This is a genomic window from Streptomyces sp. NBC_01478 (genome assembly GCF_036227225.1).
GTDB lineage: Bacteria > Actinomycetota > Actinomycetes > Streptomycetales > Streptomycetaceae > Streptomyces.
Genome location: NZ_CP109444.1, coordinates 4,087,733 through 4,102,235, shown reverse-complemented (window position 1 = coordinate 4,102,235; position 14,503 = coordinate 4,087,733). Strand labels below are relative to the sequence as shown.

General features: G+C 69.6%; 12 protein-coding genes and 2 pseudogenes. 6 read left to right on the top strand and 8 right to left on the bottom strand.

The window, feature by feature from the left end; translation table 11 throughout:
• Positions 1-107: 107 nt before the first annotated feature.
• Entirely contained in the window at positions 108-1,289 is a 1,182-nt protein-coding gene (locus OG223_RS18395) for a sialidase family protein (RefSeq protein ID WP_329249502.1), read from the top strand.
• 41 nt (positions 1,290-1,330) lie between these two features.
• Here OG223_RS18395 and OG223_RS18390 read toward each other — a convergent pair.
• The 6 genes and pseudogenes from OG223_RS18390 to OG223_RS18365 all read right to left on the bottom strand — a co-directional run.
• Positions 1,331-1,567, bottom strand: a pseudogene (locus OG223_RS18390) (DNA mismatch repair protein MutT); the annotation flags it as partial.
• A gap of 137 nt (positions 1,568-1,704) precedes the next feature.
• Complete coding sequence (locus OG223_RS18385) at positions 1,705-2,640, bottom strand: dihydrodipicolinate synthase family protein (RefSeq protein ID WP_329249499.1); 936 nt, start codon at positions 2,638-2,640, stop codon at positions 1,705-1,707.
• Positions 2,637-3,665 (bottom strand): ABC transporter ATP-binding protein, encoded by a 1,029-nt coding sequence (locus OG223_RS18380; RefSeq protein WP_329249497.1) that lies wholly within the window; start codon positions 3,663-3,665, stop codon positions 2,637-2,639. Before OG223_RS18380 ends, OG223_RS18385 begins: the two co-directional genes overlap by 4 nt.
• Positions 3,662-5,665 carry a dipeptide/oligopeptide/nickel ABC transporter permease/ATP-binding protein gene (locus tag OG223_RS18375; RefSeq protein WP_329249494.1) on the bottom strand — a complete coding sequence of 668 codons (2,004 nt, stop codon included), beginning with the start codon at positions 5,663-5,665 and terminating at the stop codon, positions 3,662-3,664. The genes OG223_RS18380 and OG223_RS18375 overlap by 4 nt, the downstream gene beginning before the upstream one ends.
• The gene (locus OG223_RS18370) at positions 5,665-6,624 is read right to left on the bottom strand and encodes an ABC transporter permease (protein ID WP_329249491.1); all 960 of its coding nucleotides are present in this window, start codon (positions 6,622-6,624) and stop codon (positions 5,665-5,667) included. The genes OG223_RS18375 and OG223_RS18370 overlap by 1 nt, the downstream gene beginning before the upstream one ends.
• An 18-nt stretch (positions 6,625-6,642) precedes the next feature.
• Positions 6,643-8,277, bottom strand: coding sequence for an ABC transporter substrate-binding protein (locus OG223_RS18365; protein WP_329249488.1), 1,635 nt, complete (start codon positions 8,275-8,277; stop codon positions 6,643-6,645).
• 212 nt (positions 8,278-8,489) lie between these two features.
• Here OG223_RS18365 and OG223_RS18360 point away from each other — a divergent pair, with 212 nt between their 5' ends.
• The 3 genes from OG223_RS18360 to OG223_RS18350 all read left to right on the top strand — a co-directional run bounded on the left by OG223_RS18360 (position 8,490) and on the right by OG223_RS18350 (position 10,139).
• Positions 8,490-9,203 carry a FadR/GntR family transcriptional regulator gene (locus OG223_RS18360; RefSeq protein WP_329249485.1) on the top strand — a complete coding sequence of 238 codons (714 nt, stop codon included), beginning with the start codon at positions 8,490-8,492 and terminating at the stop codon, positions 9,201-9,203.
• A 314-nt stretch (positions 9,204-9,517) separates the two neighbouring features.
• Positions 9,518-9,664 (top strand): hypothetical protein, encoded by a 147-nt coding sequence (locus tag OG223_RS18355; RefSeq protein WP_329249483.1) that lies wholly within the window; start codon positions 9,518-9,520, stop codon positions 9,662-9,664.
• 13 nt (positions 9,665-9,677) lie between these two features.
• On the top strand, positions 9,678-10,139 hold the full coding sequence (locus OG223_RS18350) for a protein-tyrosine phosphatase family protein (RefSeq protein ID WP_329249480.1): 462 nt from the start codon (positions 9,678-9,680) through the stop codon (positions 10,137-10,139).
• Here OG223_RS18350 and OG223_RS18345 read toward each other — a convergent pair.
• Positions 10,113-10,685, bottom strand: a complete 573-nt coding sequence (locus OG223_RS18345; protein WP_329249477.1) for a class I SAM-dependent methyltransferase — start codon at positions 10,683-10,685, stop codon at positions 10,113-10,115. The genes OG223_RS18350 and OG223_RS18345 overlap by 27 nt on opposite strands.
• 55 nt (positions 10,686-10,740) lie before the next feature.
• Here OG223_RS18345 and OG223_RS18340 point away from each other — a divergent pair, with 55 nt between their 5' ends.
• Together OG223_RS18340 and OG223_RS18335 are read left to right on the top strand one after the other, a co-directional pair.
• Positions 10,741-11,526 carry an AraC family transcriptional regulator gene (locus OG223_RS18340; RefSeq protein WP_329249474.1) on the top strand — a complete coding sequence of 262 codons (786 nt, stop codon included), beginning with the start codon at positions 10,741-10,743 and terminating at the stop codon, positions 11,524-11,526.
• Between the two features lie 88 nt (positions 11,527-11,614).
• Entirely contained in the window at positions 11,615-12,748 is a 1,134-nt protein-coding gene (locus OG223_RS18335) for an IS630 family transposase (protein ID WP_329247221.1), read from the top strand.
• A gap of 206 nt (positions 12,749-12,954) precedes the next feature.
• On the opposite strand, the pseudogene OG223_RS18330 reads toward OG223_RS18335, so the two are convergent.
• Positions 12,955-14,362: pseudogene (locus OG223_RS18330) on the bottom strand (IS1380 family transposase).
• Positions 14,363-14,503: the final 141 nt, after the last annotated feature.

Below are 14,503 nucleotides of genomic sequence, written 5' to 3'. Positions count from 1 at the left end.
CGCCGGTGATCGTCGCGTACGGGTCGGGGACGGTGACACCGGGGAGGCTGTGACGGACAGACAGGTCAGCGTCGTCCCGTGAGGGGCGACCTCCGTGAGGGAGAGCGATGACCATCCTGAGCCGCACGCTTCTCGTCACCGCCGTACTGATCGCCCCGTTCACCGTCGCCGGGCACGCCTCCGCCCGCTCCGGCTGCGCGTCCTCCGTGCCGTACGTCTCCGGAGACGGCGGCTACGACACCTACCGCATCCCGGCGACCGTCGTCACCGACCTCGGTACCGTCCTGGCCTTCGCCGAGGGACGCCACAACGACGCGGGCGACACCGGCAACATCGACGTCGTCCTACGGCGCTCCACCGACGGCGGCTGCACCTGGGGCCCGCTGTCCGTGGTGGCCGCCGGGGACGGGGACACCCGGGGCAACCCGGCTCCCGTCGTCGACCCCCGCACCGGCGCGATCGTGCTCGTCACCTCCTACAACAGCGGGGGCGTCACAGAGGGCCAGATCATGCGGGGCGAGGTCACACCGGAACAGAGCCGCCGGGTGTTCGTGCAGCGGAGCTGGGACGACGGACGTACCTTCACCGCGCCCCGGGACATCACGGGGGAGGTGAAGCTGCCGAGTTGGCGCTGGTACGCGACCGGTCCCGGGCACGCGATCGCGCTGACACGCGGGCCGTACGCGGGACGGCTGGTGATCCCGGCCAACCACTCCGCCGCGCCGGCCGCCGGGTCCACCGACACCGGTCAGGAGGCGAAGTACTACGGCGGCCACGCCCTGTACAGCGACGACGGGGGTGAGACGTGGCGGCTGGGGTTCGTGGACGCCACGTACAACGGCGTCGACAACGCGAACGAGTCCACGGCGGCCGAACTCCCCGACGGCAGGCTGTACTTCAGCTCCCGGGACCAGTTGGGCACGAGCACGGGGAATCGGCTCGACACGTACTCCAGCGACGGGGGTACGAGCCTCGACCGGCCCTACGCGGTACAGCACACGCTGGACGACGTACCGGTGGTGGAGGGCAGCGTGCTTCAACTCCCCGGCACCGGCGGAGCGTTGCTGTTCTCGGCACCTTCCGTGCCCAACGTCCGTCAGAGCATGGCGATTTGGCGGAGCGGAGACGGCGGGGCGAGCTTCGTCAAGGCGGTCACGCTGTCCCGGGAGTGGGCCGGGTACTCGGATCTGGTGCGGGTGGGGGCGGAGACGGTGGGGGTGCTGTACGAGACGGGGGCGGTGAGCGCGTACGACTCGATCGAGTTCAGACGGGTACCGATCGGAACCTGAGGCCCCCATGTCCCACCCACCTACCCACCCACCCGACTCGGTCAGCCGAGACAGGGCCGCTCACGGTGCTCCAGGAAATGCCGGAGCCGAAGCCGCTGCGTGTGATGCATCGGCAGTTGACCGATCTCTTCCGGCCGAACGAACCGCAGCTCCGTGGACTCGTCCGAGATCGCGAGCCGCCCGCCGACCGTGCGGGCGGTGAAGCAGACGTTGAACTGCCTGCGCACCTCACCGTCCGAGTAGGCGATGACGTGGCGAGGGTCGGTGTACGTGCCCATGGTCAGCCTTCCGCTGTCGGCGTGGCGGTGACCCAGTTGTGGAGCGTGCTCGGACCGTGTCGCTGATGGCCCACCCGTTTACGGCCTCTCAAAAGGTGAACCACCAAACACCCGAGTCGGGTGGGTGGGGACTGTGGTTACAGCAACCCCGCCGCCGCCAGGAACTTCCCCACCCGTCCCACCTCGTCCGCCGACAACGCCACCTGAGGCTCCGCAGTCGCCGCGCACGAGATCACCCCCCGCAGTTGCAGCGCCGCCTTGAACGCCCCCAGCGCCGACGAGCTACCCCCCATCCGCGCCGGGTCACCCACGCCCACCAGTCCGAACAGCACACACAGCCGCTCCTGTTCGGCCCGCGCCCGCGCCCAGTCCCCGGCCCGGGACAGCGCGTCCAGCCGGACATACCCGTGCGGATCGACGTTGGCGAGCCCCGGCACCGCCCCGTCCGCCCCCAACGCCAGCGCCGAGTCGACGAACAGCTCGGACCCGGTCAGCACGCTGAACCCGGTGATGTCCGGATGGACCCGCGCTCCGGTCACGACCGTACGGAATCCGCCGAGATCCCCGCTGGAGTCCTTCAGCCCGGCCAGCACACCGTCCGCTGCGAGTTCGAGGACGAGGTCGGAGGGCAGCTTGGTGTGGACGGAGGCCGGGAGGTCGTAGGCCACCACGGGGACCGGCGACGCGGCGGCGATCAGGCGGTAGTGGCGGGCGATCTCGGCGGGATGGGTGCGCGTGTAGAACGGCGCGGTCACCACCACCGCGTCCGCGCCCGCGTCCGTCACCGCGGTCACATGGTCCAGGACCCGCGGCGTCGTCATGTCGATCGCCCCTGCCAGCACCGGGAGTTGACCGCCCACATGAGCCACCACCGCCTCGACGACGTACCTGCGCTGCCGGTCCGTCAGATACGCCGCCTCGGAGGTCGAGCCGAGCAGGAACAGCCCGTGCACCCCGGCCTCGACCAGATGGTCGACGAGCCTGAGCAGTGAACGGACGTCCACCTCGCGGTCCGGTGTCAGGGGCGTGCAGACGGGCGGTACGACACCGGTGAGCGGGGCGGGGAAGGTCATGAAGGCTCCATGGGGCGGCTTTGGCGAACGAGATCGCTGGTCGACAGGTCCTCCTCCACAGGATGGTGGCAGCGGTAGAGATGTCCCGGCGTCGACGCGGGTGAAAAGTCCGGCATGACGGACGCGCACACGTCGTCGGACTTCCAGCAGCGCGTACGGAACGGACACCCGCTCGGCGGACGGGTCGCCGACGGCACCGGTCCGATCAGCGGGATCGGATCGATGGGGTGGAGAAGGCCCGGCGTCGCCGAGAACAACGCCCGGGTGTACGGGTGCCGCGCCCGGTCGGTGACCTGGTCGGCCGGGGTCTCCTCGACGATCCGGCCCAGGTACATGGTGATCACACGGTCGCTCATCCGCCGTACCGTCTGGATGTCGTGGGACACGAACACCAGGGACAGGCCCAGCCGTTCCTTCAGGTCGAGGAGCAGGTTGAGGATCTGGGCGCGGACCGAGACGTCCAGTGCGCTGGTCGGTTCGTCGGCCACGACGAGGTCGGGGTCCAGCGCCAACGCCCGCGCGATCGCGACGCGTTGGCGCTGGCCGCCCGAGAGCTGTCCCGGGAGGCCGTCGGCGAGCGCGCGCGGGAGGCCGACGAGTGACATCAACTCCCTTACCCGGTCCTCCCGTTCGGCCTTCGTCCCGCGGCCGTGCACGTCCAGCGGGTCACGCAGTATCTGCCGGATCGTCAGACGACGGTTCAGCGCGGTCGACGGGTCCTGGAAGATCATGCCGATGCCGGTGCCCACCGCGGCCCGGCGTTCCCCGTCCGGCATCGACCACAGGTCACGGCCCCGGAAGGACACCGTGCCGGACGTCGGCCGCTGTACGCCCACCAGCACCTTCGCCAGCGTCGACTTGCCGCAGCCGGACTCGCCGACCACGCCGACCGTCTCGCCGGCCGCGATGGTGAGATCGGCGCCGGTCAGGGCGTAGACCCGATCGCGGCTGAACAGACCGCCGCTGCGCGCCTTGTGGACGACATGCGCGTCGGACAGTTCGACCAGCGGGCTCACGGCACTCATGAGACCGTCTCGCTCTCCGTCGTCACCAGGTCGATCGCCGGATGGTGGCAGGCCACCGTGTGCGTGCGCGGTCCGACCAGGTCGGGTGCCGTCGTACGGCAGAGGTCGCTCGCCAGCGGGCAGCGGTCGGCGAAGCGGCAGCCGGCCGGGAAGTCGGCGGGGGAGGGGACGACCCCCTTGATCTGGGTCATCCGCTCGGCCGCCGACTCCAGCGACAGCACGCTGCCGAGCAGTCCGCGCGTGTAGTGGTGGGCCGGCGACTCCACCAGGTCGGCGGTCACGCCCGTCTCCACGATCTGGCCGCCGTACATCACCACCACCCGGTCGGTGACGTCGGCGATGAGCGCCAGGTCGTGCGAGACGAGGACGAGTGCGAAGCCCAACTCCTCGCGCAGCCGCAGCAGTAGCTCTATGACCTGCGCCTGCACGGTGACGTCGAGGGCGGTGGTCGGCTCGTCGGCGACGATCAGCTTGGGGTCGCGGGACAACGCCATGGCGATCAGGACGCGTTGGCGCTGGCCGCCGGAGAGTTCGTGCGGGTAGCTGCGCAGGGTGCGCTCCGGGTCGAGGCCGACCATCGTCAGCAACTCGCCCGCGCCGCGGTGCCCTCCGCGCCGTATCACCTGCTTGAGCTGTGCGCGGATCGTCATCGCCGGGTTCAGGGACGACAGGGCGTCCTGGTAGACCATGGCCATCTCGTGGCCCAGCAGTTTGCGCCGCACCCGCATCGGCTCGCCCACCAACTGCCGCTGGTTGAACCGGACATGGCCGCGCACCCGCGCACCCTTCGGTTCCAGGCCCATCACCGCGAGCGCCGTCAACGACTTGCCGCAGCCCGACTCGCCCACCAGACCCAGGACTTCACCCGGCCGCACCTCGAAGCTGATGCCGTCCACGATGTCCACGCCGTGGTGCCGGCCCTCGAAGCCGATGGCCAGGTTCTCCACCGCCAGCACCGGTAGCCCGTCGGGATCGGGCAACGGCCGTGCGCGGGACCGGAGTCGGAGCGCCGCCTCCGTCAGGCCGGGGAGCCGGAGCACCTCGCCGCTGCCCGGCCGCGGGGCGTCGAGCGGGTCGTCGTCGTTTTCGTGCCGTACGTCCACCTCGCGCGCGGCCGGGGCCGCCCACGCGTCCGAGACGCCCTCGGACAGTATGTTCAGCGAGAGGACCGTGACCAGCATCAGCAGGCCGGGGAAGACCGTCGCCCACCAACCCCCGGTCAGCACCATGTTCTTGCCGTCCGCGATGACACTGCCCCACGAAGGGTCCGGGGGCCGTACGCCCGCGCCGATGAAGGACAGCGACGCCTCGAAGACGATCGCCTCGGCGACCTGCACGGTGCAGAACACCAGGATCGGAGCGGCGCAGTTGACGGCCACGTGCCGGATCACGATGTGCGGGGTGCGGGCGCCGATCACCCGCTCCGCGGTCACGTAGTCCTCGCCGTACTGGTCAAGTACGTTGGCCCGTACGACCCTTGCCACCGGCGGGGTGAACAGGAACGCGATCGCGCAGATCAGCACGGTGATCCCGCCGCCGAACACGGCGACCAGGACGGCCGCGAGCGCGATGCCGGGGAACGCCATCACCACGTCCAGACAGCGCATCAGCGTCTCGTCGACGCCCTTGCGCGAGGTCGCGGCGACGGCCCCGAGCAGGGCGCCGACCACGAGCGCCAGCGCGGTCGCCCCGAGCCCGATCGCGAGGGACCAACGGGCGCCGTACATCAGCCTGCTGAGGATGTCCCGGCCCAGGCTGTCCTGGCCCATCCAGTGGCCGGCCGAGGGGTGCCCGGTGCCGTCGACGGGCAGTTGCTGGTCGAGCGGGTCGTGCGGGGCGAGGAGCGGGGCGAACAGCGCGACGAGGACGACGACCGCCAGGAAGCACACCGCGACCTTCGACGGCAGCGGCAGCTTGCGCCGGCCGCGCAGCCGGATGCCGGGCCGGGACAGGGTCTCGGCGAGGCCCTTGCGGGAGAGCCGGGGGAACTGAGTGGGCATCAGGAGGCATCCCTCAGGCGGGGGTTGACCAGCAGATAGAGGATGTCGATGACGAGGTTCACCACGACGAACCCGGTCGCCGTCGTGAGCACCACGCCCTGGACGACGGCCGGGTCGCCGTTCTGCACGGCGTCGATCATCAACTTGCCCATCCCGGGGAGGGAGAAGATGGTCTCGATGACGACCGCACCGCCGAGCAGGTATCCGACGCGCAGGCCCAGCACGGTGAGCGGGTTCATCAGCGCGTTGCGGAGCACGTTCCGGCCGACCACCACCCTGGGCGGCAGACCGCTGCCGATCGCCGTCCGGACGTAGTCCTTGTCCAGCTCCTCGACCACCGACGTCCGTACGATGCGCGTGAGTTGGGCCGCGACCGGCAGGGAGAGGGCGAGGGCCGGCAGGGCCATCGTCTTGAGCCAGCCGGTGAGGGAGTCCGCCGGGTTGATGTAGCCGCCGGTCGGGAACCAGCCCCGGTCGACGGCCAGGTACTGGATCATCAGCAGCGCCAGCCAGAAGCCGGGCGCGGCGACGCCGGTGAGCGACACGACCCGGATGATCTGGTCGGGCAGCCGGTCCCGGTAGATCGCCGCCGTCACCCCGCCGAGCAGCGCCAGCACCACCGCGATCCCCAGCCCCAGGAAGGTGAGTTGGAGGGTGAGCGGCAGCGCGGTGGTGACCTGCTGGAGGACCGGTGCCCGGGTCAGCGCGCTGGTGCCCAGGTCACCGTGGAGGAGTGCGCCCACGAAATGGACGTAGCGCAGGGGGAGGGGATCCAGCAGGCCGTTGCGTTCGCGGAAGTCGTGCAGTTGCTGCGGGGTCGGGTTGGCGCCCTGGAAGAACGCGGACGCCGGGTCGACGTCCGAGAAGCGCATCACCACGAACACGAACAGCACGATGCCGAGCATCAGCGGCACGAGCAGGACGATGCGGCGGGCCAGAATCCTGACGACGGTGACCATGGGCCAACTCCTGTACGGCTAGACCCACTTGGCCTGGAGGACGTTTATGCCGGGGTAGGGCTGCGGCCTTATCCCGGTCAGCTTCTTGGGGTCCCAGGCGGTCATCAGCTCGTTGTGGACGACCGGGTAGAGCACGGCCTGTTCGGCGACGGTGTCGATGTAGTCCTGGATCATCGTCTTCTTCTTCGCCGCGTCCGGTTCCTGGGTGGCCCGGTCCATGTCCTTGAAGAGCTGTTTGGCGACGGAGTTGCCGGCCCAACGGGCGTAGCCCATCCAGAGGTTCTGCGGGCCGTAGTTGTAGTGCATGATCAGGTCGGCGTCGAGGCCGAACTGGTTGGGGTTCGAGGCGGCGGCGACGACCTGGTAGTCCTGCTTCTGGTCCATCTTGGTGAAGACGGCGGTGGTCTCCTGCGGGGAGAGGGTCGTCTGCACGCCGATCGCGTCCCAGGACGCCTTGATGGTCGGCAGGCAGTCGACGATCCAACTCACGTTCACCGAGATGATGTCGACCTTCAGCCCGCTGACTCCGGCCGCCTTCAGCAGAGCCTTCGCCTTGGCGGGGTCGTAGTCGTAGACCGTCTTCGCGCGCCGGTAGGCCGGGTTGCCCTCGTTGAGGAAGGACGAGGACGGCTTTCCGTGCCCGCGCAGGGCGACTTGGACCATCTTGCCGGTGTCGATCGCGTAGTGGAGCGCCTGGCGTACCCGTACGTCGTCGAAGGGCTTGTGCTGGGTGTTGAACATCAGGAACAGGTTGTTCATCCCGGCGCCGCCCGCGACCGTCATCCCGCCGCTCTGGAGCCGCTGGATGTTGGCGTAGGGGATGTTGTCGGCGATCTGCGCGCCCGCGCTCGACCCGGAGATCTTGGCGACGCGGGGCGCCGCGTCGACGATCGTCAGCCAGTTCATCGTCTTGAAGGCGGGCGGGCGCGGGCCGTTGTAGCCGGTGAACGCGGCGAAGGTGGTGTTGGACTTCGGGTGGTGCGCGGTCTGCCGGTACGGCCCCGAGCCGACCGCCTTGCCCTTGATCGCGTCGTCCCAGGCACCCGGCTTCGAGAAGATGTGCCTCGGCATGATCTTCGCGAGGGTGAGGCGTGAAATCCCTTCCGGGAAAGGGAACTTGAGGACCAGCTCGACGTTCTGCGCGTCGATCTTCCGGACCTCCTTCAGCCAGCTCGCGAAGAATCCCTGTGCGAGGGTCGTCGTCTTCGGGTCGAGGATGCGTTCGTAGACGAAGACGACGTCGTCGGCGGTGACCGGCTGCCCGTCGTGGAACGTGGCGCCCGCCCGCAGTGTGAACGTCCACGAGGTGCCGCTCGTGTCCTTCGGCACGGCCGTCGCCAGCGCCGGGTAGGGCGCGCGGGTGATCGGATCGGTGTCGATCAGCCCCTCGTAGATGTGGTTGTTGCCGGCCATGGCGAACGCGGACGCGGTCTGCGTCGGGTCCCAACTGCCGTCGTTGCCGTAGCCGATCACCGCGGTCAGCGTCCGGTTCTTGCCGGTGCCCCCGCCGCCGGTGTCGTTCGTCGACTGCGGCCCCGACGAACAGGCCGTCAGGGACGAGGAGATGGCGGCCGCCGCGCCCAGCGCGCCGGAGTACTTCAGGAACGCCCGGCGGTGCAGCGCGGGCACGTTCTGGGTCACGTCTTCGCGCATGGTTCCTCCAGGAGGTACGACGTCCTACGTCCTGCGGTCAGCGCGACCATAAGAGCGCCCGTGGGGGCGGTCAAGGCATCGCACACGAATGGCGTAGCCGTCAGAGGTCGGACCAATGGAAGTTTGAAAAGGCGCATGACTGGCGCAAATTGACCCCCTCCCCGGTTGGGCTGAGGTCAGACATGGGACGTGGGACCTCTGGGGCGCGTACGATGCGGCGCATGTCCGGGGAGCCAAGGAACAGTCGGATACAGCGCGAGGTCGTGCAACTGATCCTCGACCGCAAGCTCCAGCCCGGTGCGGCGCTGCCCACCGAGGCCGAGCTGATGGAAGACCTCGGCATCAGCAGAAACTCCGTCCGCGAAGCCCTCAAGGCACTCCAGGCCCTCGACATCGTGGAGATCAGACACGGCTACGGCACCTACGTCGGCCGCGCCTCGCTGACCCCGCTCGTCGACGGCCTCACCTTCCGCACGCTCACCCGGCACGAGGACGATGCGGACGCGCTGGCCGAGATCCTCCAGGTGCGCGAGGTGTTGGAGGAGGGCCTGATTCATCGGGTCGCCGCCACCGTCACCGAACCGGAACTGGACAGGCTGGAAGCGGTGGTGAACCGGATGGAGGAAGCGGGCCGGGCCGGCCGCCCGTTCCCCGAACTCGACCGCGAATTCCACGAGTTGCTCTACGCCTCACTGGGCAACGAACTCGTCCCGCAACTCCTCGGCGCCTTCTGGACGGTGTTCCGCCGGGTCGCCGGCGCCCGCAACTGGACAGACGACCCGGCCCCCGAACTCACCGTCCGCCGCCACCGCGACATCGTCACCGCACTGCGCGCCCGCGAGGTCGAGGGCGCGCGGCGCGCGATGGCGGACCACTTCCGCGGGATCGAGGCGCGGGCGGCGCAGGAGTCGCGGGGAGTGGGCTGACCTCCTGTCGGACGCTGTCCAACCTTCTGCCGGGACCCTGAACTGTGCTCAGGGAGGGGTGAGTTGGGCCACGATCGCTGAGGCGGCTGAGGCGGCTGAGGCGGCTGAGGCGGCTGAGGCGGCCCTGGCCACCGCGTACCGCTACTTCTCCAGCCCGCAGCAGCTGCTTCAGGAGACACAGCTCCTGATCCACCCAGCACGAGCACGGCGGCGCGGAGACCCCCACCCGAGACCAGACCCGCCTCGGCTGCACCCGCACCGCACTCGAACCCCTCGCCGGCACCCTCCCGCCCGAACTCCACCGCCGCCTGACCATGGCCGTCACCCTCGCGTACGGCGTGGAGGCGCTGATCGCGACCCGCGATGCCTGCGGACTCGACCCCGAGGAGGCGCGGGACGTGATGCGATGGGCGGCGAGCGCCCTGCTGGAGAAGGCGGTGCGCGAGGCACCCGACGCGTGAGGGGACGAGTGGGATGACAGTGGCGTGGGACGAACAGGACACGGGCGTCCTACGGCTGCCCTCCGGCCGCCTGGTCCGGGGCCGCGGCCTGCGCCGCCCGCTCCCGGCCGACAGCCCGGCCCCGACGTACGGCGTGTATCTGCTCGGCAAGCCGCCGCCCCAAGTCCCTTGGCAGGCAAGGTGGTTGCGCTGGCCGGACTTCCGGCTGCCCGCCGACCGCGCCGAGGCGCACGCGGTGCTCGTCGAGGCCTGGCGCCGCTCGCCCACCGAGCGCGTCGAGTTCGCCTGCGCCGGCGGCCGTGGCCGCACCGGCACGGCCCTGGCCTGCCTCGCGGTCCTCGACGGGGTACCGCCCGGGGAGGCGGTCTCCTACGTCCGCGCCCACTACGACCGGCACGCCGTGGAGACACCGTGGCAGCGGCGGTACGTACGACGGTTCGGGGCGCCGTCAGACGCGTCGCGCCCGGAAGCGTAGGCCGCTGTGCTCCGGATTGAGCTCGACCGCCACGTCCGTGAAGCCGGCCCGCTCCAGTCGGGTCGGGAGCGTCGCAGGATCGAGGGTGTTCATCGTGTCCCGGAAGTGCAACACCCGGAAACGGAACCCGGGTTGGCTGTCACTGCCCGCGAACGTCCCGCCGGGCCGCAGCACGCGGAACGCCTCGGCGAAGATGCGGTCCTGGTGGTCGGCCGTGGGCACGTGGTGCAGCATCGTGAAGCAGACGACGGAGTCGAAGGCCCCGTCGGGCAGCGGCAGTTCGGCACCGTCCGCGTGCAGGACGTCCGCCCGGTCACCCCACTGGGACCGCAACAGGCGTGCGGTGTCGGCGTCGATCTCGGCGGCGGTGAGGTGGTCGACCCGCTCTACGAGGACGCGGAGATTGGCGCCGTAGCCCGGGCCGATCTCCAGTACGTCCGCGCCGAGTTCCACGTGTTCCAGGGCCCAGGGCAGGATGCGGTCCTTCGTCGTCTGCGCCCACCCCTCGGAGCTGCACAGCTTGCGGTGGGCTCGGTTCATCGGCATACGTCGACGCTAGGCGGGGCGGGTTGCTGTCCGCCACGGGCTAGGCTGCCGTGTCATGTCGCGGAACGGACAGGAGCGGGGGCGCTGGTCCGACACAGGGAAGGGTCGTTGGTCCGACACTGCCATCCTCGTCGGCCACTTCACGATGCCGCGTGGGACGGCGTTCGCCACGCACTGGCATCCCGTCCACCAACTCCTCTGCTCCGAGCGGGGGTTGCTGCGGATCCGCAGCGAGCACGGGACCTGGCTGCTGCCGCCGTCGCTGGCCCTGTGGGTCCCCGCGCTCGTCCCGCACGCCACCGGGTCCGAGGGCGACGCCGTCATGCGAGGCGCCTTCGTCGACCCGGCGAGCTGCCCGCACATCGACTGGCGGGACCCCACGGTCGTCGCGGTCACCCCGCTTCTCCGGGCGCTCGTCGAGCACTTGGACCGCACGGACCTGACACCGGACGCCCGCGCGCGAGCCGAGCTGGTGCTCCTCGACGAGCTGCGTCCGGTGCCGGTGACGAGCGTGTCCGTACCCGAGCCGCGTGATCCACGGGCGCGGGCGGTGGCCGTAGGGCTGATGAACCACCCCTCCGACGCACGGCCGTTGGCTGCCTGGGGCGGGCAAGTCGGGGCCAGTGCACGGACGTTGGCCCGCCTCTTCGTCGCGGAGACGGGTCTGGGCTTCGGCCAGTGGCGGGAACGGCTGCGGATGCAGGCCGCGTTGCCGTTCCTCGCCGAGGGGCTGCCGGTGGAGTCCGTGGCGCGACGCGTGGGGTACGCCTCGGCGAGCTCCTTCACGGCGGCGTTCCACCGGGTGGTCGGGGTGACACCGAGGCAGTACTTCCCATACTAGTGCCGCATCAAGCAACGTTGGCCCTGTTGTGATGTGACGCGCCGTCCGGATGCTGTGCCGGGCGGCGCGTGTCCGACACCCTGTCCGAGTGGCAGAGCGAGTACGTGTCCGAGAGATCGACGATGACGAGGGGCGGCGGCTTCTGCGGATCATCCGCAGGGGGACCGGGTCGGTGGTGACCTGGCGCCGGGCCCAGATGGTCCTGCTGTCCGCGCAGGGCATGCCGGCAGCGAAGATCGCCGAGGTGTCGTTCACCAGCGACGACCGGGTCCGCGATGTGATCCACAACTTCAACACCGACGGCTTCGACTCGCTCTACCCGAAGTACAAAGGCGGCCGCCCCAAGACGTTCACGCTGCCCGAGCGCCGTGAGATCAAGAAGATTGCCAAGTCCAGGCCCACCGAGCACGACCTGCCGTTCTCGACCTGGAGCCTGGCCAAACTGGCGGACTTCCTGGTCGCCGAGGGGGTGGTCGACGACATCAGCCACGAGGGCCTGCGCATCCTGCTCCGCGAGGAAGGCGTCTCCTTTCAACGCCTGAAAACCTGGAAGACCTCCCGCGACCCCGACTACGCGGCCAAGAAGGCCCGCGTCGAGCACCTCTACGCCATCGCCGACGGCGAGGTCACACCCGAGGACGGCGAACCCGATGTCGTCTTCTGCATGGACGAGTTCGGTCCGCTCAACCTGATGCCGCACCCCGGACGGCAATGGGCCGAACGCGGCGGCAGGCACAAAGACCCCGCCCGCGAACCGCGCCGCAGACGCCGGGCCACCTACAACCGTTACGGCGGAGTCCGGCACCTGTTCGCCGCCCTGGACCTGGCCAAGGACAAGCTCTACGGCCACATCAAGCCGGTCAAGAGGCGCACGCAGTTCCTGGAGTTCTGCCGCTACCTGCGCACTCTCTACCCGCCGGACACCCGCATCGCGATCATCTGCGACAACTTCTCCCCGCACCTGACCACGAAACGCTGCCGGCGGGTCGGCACCTGGGCCGCGGACAACAACGTCGAGATCGCCTACACCCCGACGAACTCCTCCTGGCTGAACCGGATCGAGGCCCAGTTCACCGCCCTGCGGTACTTCACCCTCGACGGCACCGACCACGCCACCCACAAGGAACAAGGCAGCATGATCCGCCGCTACATCATCTGGCGAAACCGCCATGCCGACGACCGGCGCCTACGCGCGGTCGTCGACAGGGCCAACGTTGCTTGATGCAGCACTAGAGACGGTACTTGCCGCGCCGGCGGTGGTATGTGCCGTACTAGCCCCCTTGTTTCACTTCGAGTGGCTGAGTCGGTCTGAGTGGGATGCGGTGGTGGGTTCGGTTGTTTGTCGCCGTCGGGCATGACAGGGGCCCGACGCGCGGGTCGGGTGCTCCAGGGCTTCTCGGGTAGTGGGTGGGCAGGGACTGTTGCGGTTCAGGTGGCTGGCCGGGGCAGGTCCGCAAGGCGGGTGAATGCGCTGGTCAGCTCATTTCGCCAGGGCCAGGTGGCGGAGATTCGTAGGCAGAGGCGGCGGCCTCCGCCGGTGATGCGGGCGGCGGTGTGCAGGAGCCGGTAGCGGAGCTTCTTCGGCTCGGCGGCGGCCAACTCGCCTTCCAGTAGAAGTGTTTGAGTCCAGGCGAGCAGGTCGGCGCCGGTCAGTGCCAGTTCGAGCCAGGCGGCGTTGATTTGGAAGTGGCGGGAGGGAAAGCGGCCGAAGCCGGTGGTCTTGGCGTTGCGGATGCGGTCTTCGACGCGGGCGTGTGCGCGATGACGGACCTCCAGGTGCTGCACGGAGCCCTGCCCGTGGGGGGTGTTGGTGAGGAAGGCCTGGTGGCGCACGCCTTCGTCTAGGTCGAACAGTGAGAGCTGGGCACCGAGGTGCGGGCGTTCACGCCGGACGATGACCCGGGTGCCGTCCGGGTAGTCGGCCAGGTCGATCATGCCGGTCAGATCGGCGACTTCTGCGCCCTGGCGCAGCGTGCCGTCCTGTTCGAGTGGGGGATGCCAGGCCTGCTCGGGTAGGGCTCGGATTGCGCGGTGGACGGGCTCGGCGACGGCGTATCCAACGGAGAAGTGGGTGATGATCCCGCGTGAGTGCAGGGATGCGTAGGTGGTGTAGGAACGCTTTCGCTTCTCCGGCGCTGTCCGCGCGGATGAGGATGGGTGTGTCGTGGCGGTGGGCGTCGGGGATCTGGGCGAGTGCCTGGTCGAGGACGGTGGTGTGGTCGGCGGCGGTGTTGGCACCGGTGTTGCCGGGCCTGAGGACTGCGGCCAGGGCTTCTCCGGTGTTGTCCAGGAAGCACAGCGGCGGGTGGTAGCCGAAGCCGCGCTTGTAGGTCGCCGCTGCCTGCTCCCTTTCGGAGTGGCAGGTGACCAGGGTGGCGTCGAGGTCCAGGACAAGGTCCGGCAGGTCGCGTCCACCCGCGCGGGCTGCGGGTATCCCTGCCCTGGTCTCAACAGCTTGCAGCCATGCGATCTCCCGGGCGGTGGCCCTGGCCGAGCGCATGTGGGTGAGTGCGGATGGGTCGATGCCGGCCAGCAGGCGCCATGCGGTCGGGGTGGAGGCGACGGGGCCGAACGCCTTCGGCGGGTCGCGTAGCAGGGCCAGGTCCGCTATCGCCTCGCCGCCGTCGGCGAGCATGACCACCGCGAGATCGACCGCGATGCGGCCTGGGCCGTGCCCGCTCGCAGGCGGTCGCAGCTGACGTAGTGCGTCTGAGAAGACACTGGTCAGGCCAGTGGCTTCGGAGAGGTCGGCCAGCAAGCGGGATCCGGCGTGGCTGACTGCTCCGTGACCGTCGGCCGACATGACGAGCTTGGGACGCGACCGGGCAGGGTGCATGCAGAAAGTGCCTTCCTGCTGTGATGGCGGAGACCTCAGTCAAGCCTCATCTTCCCAGCTCAGAAGGAATTTTCGCTTTTCCGCTCAAGACTCGACCACCGCCGCAAGTGAAACGCGGAGGCTAGGCGCTGGGGGCCGCAT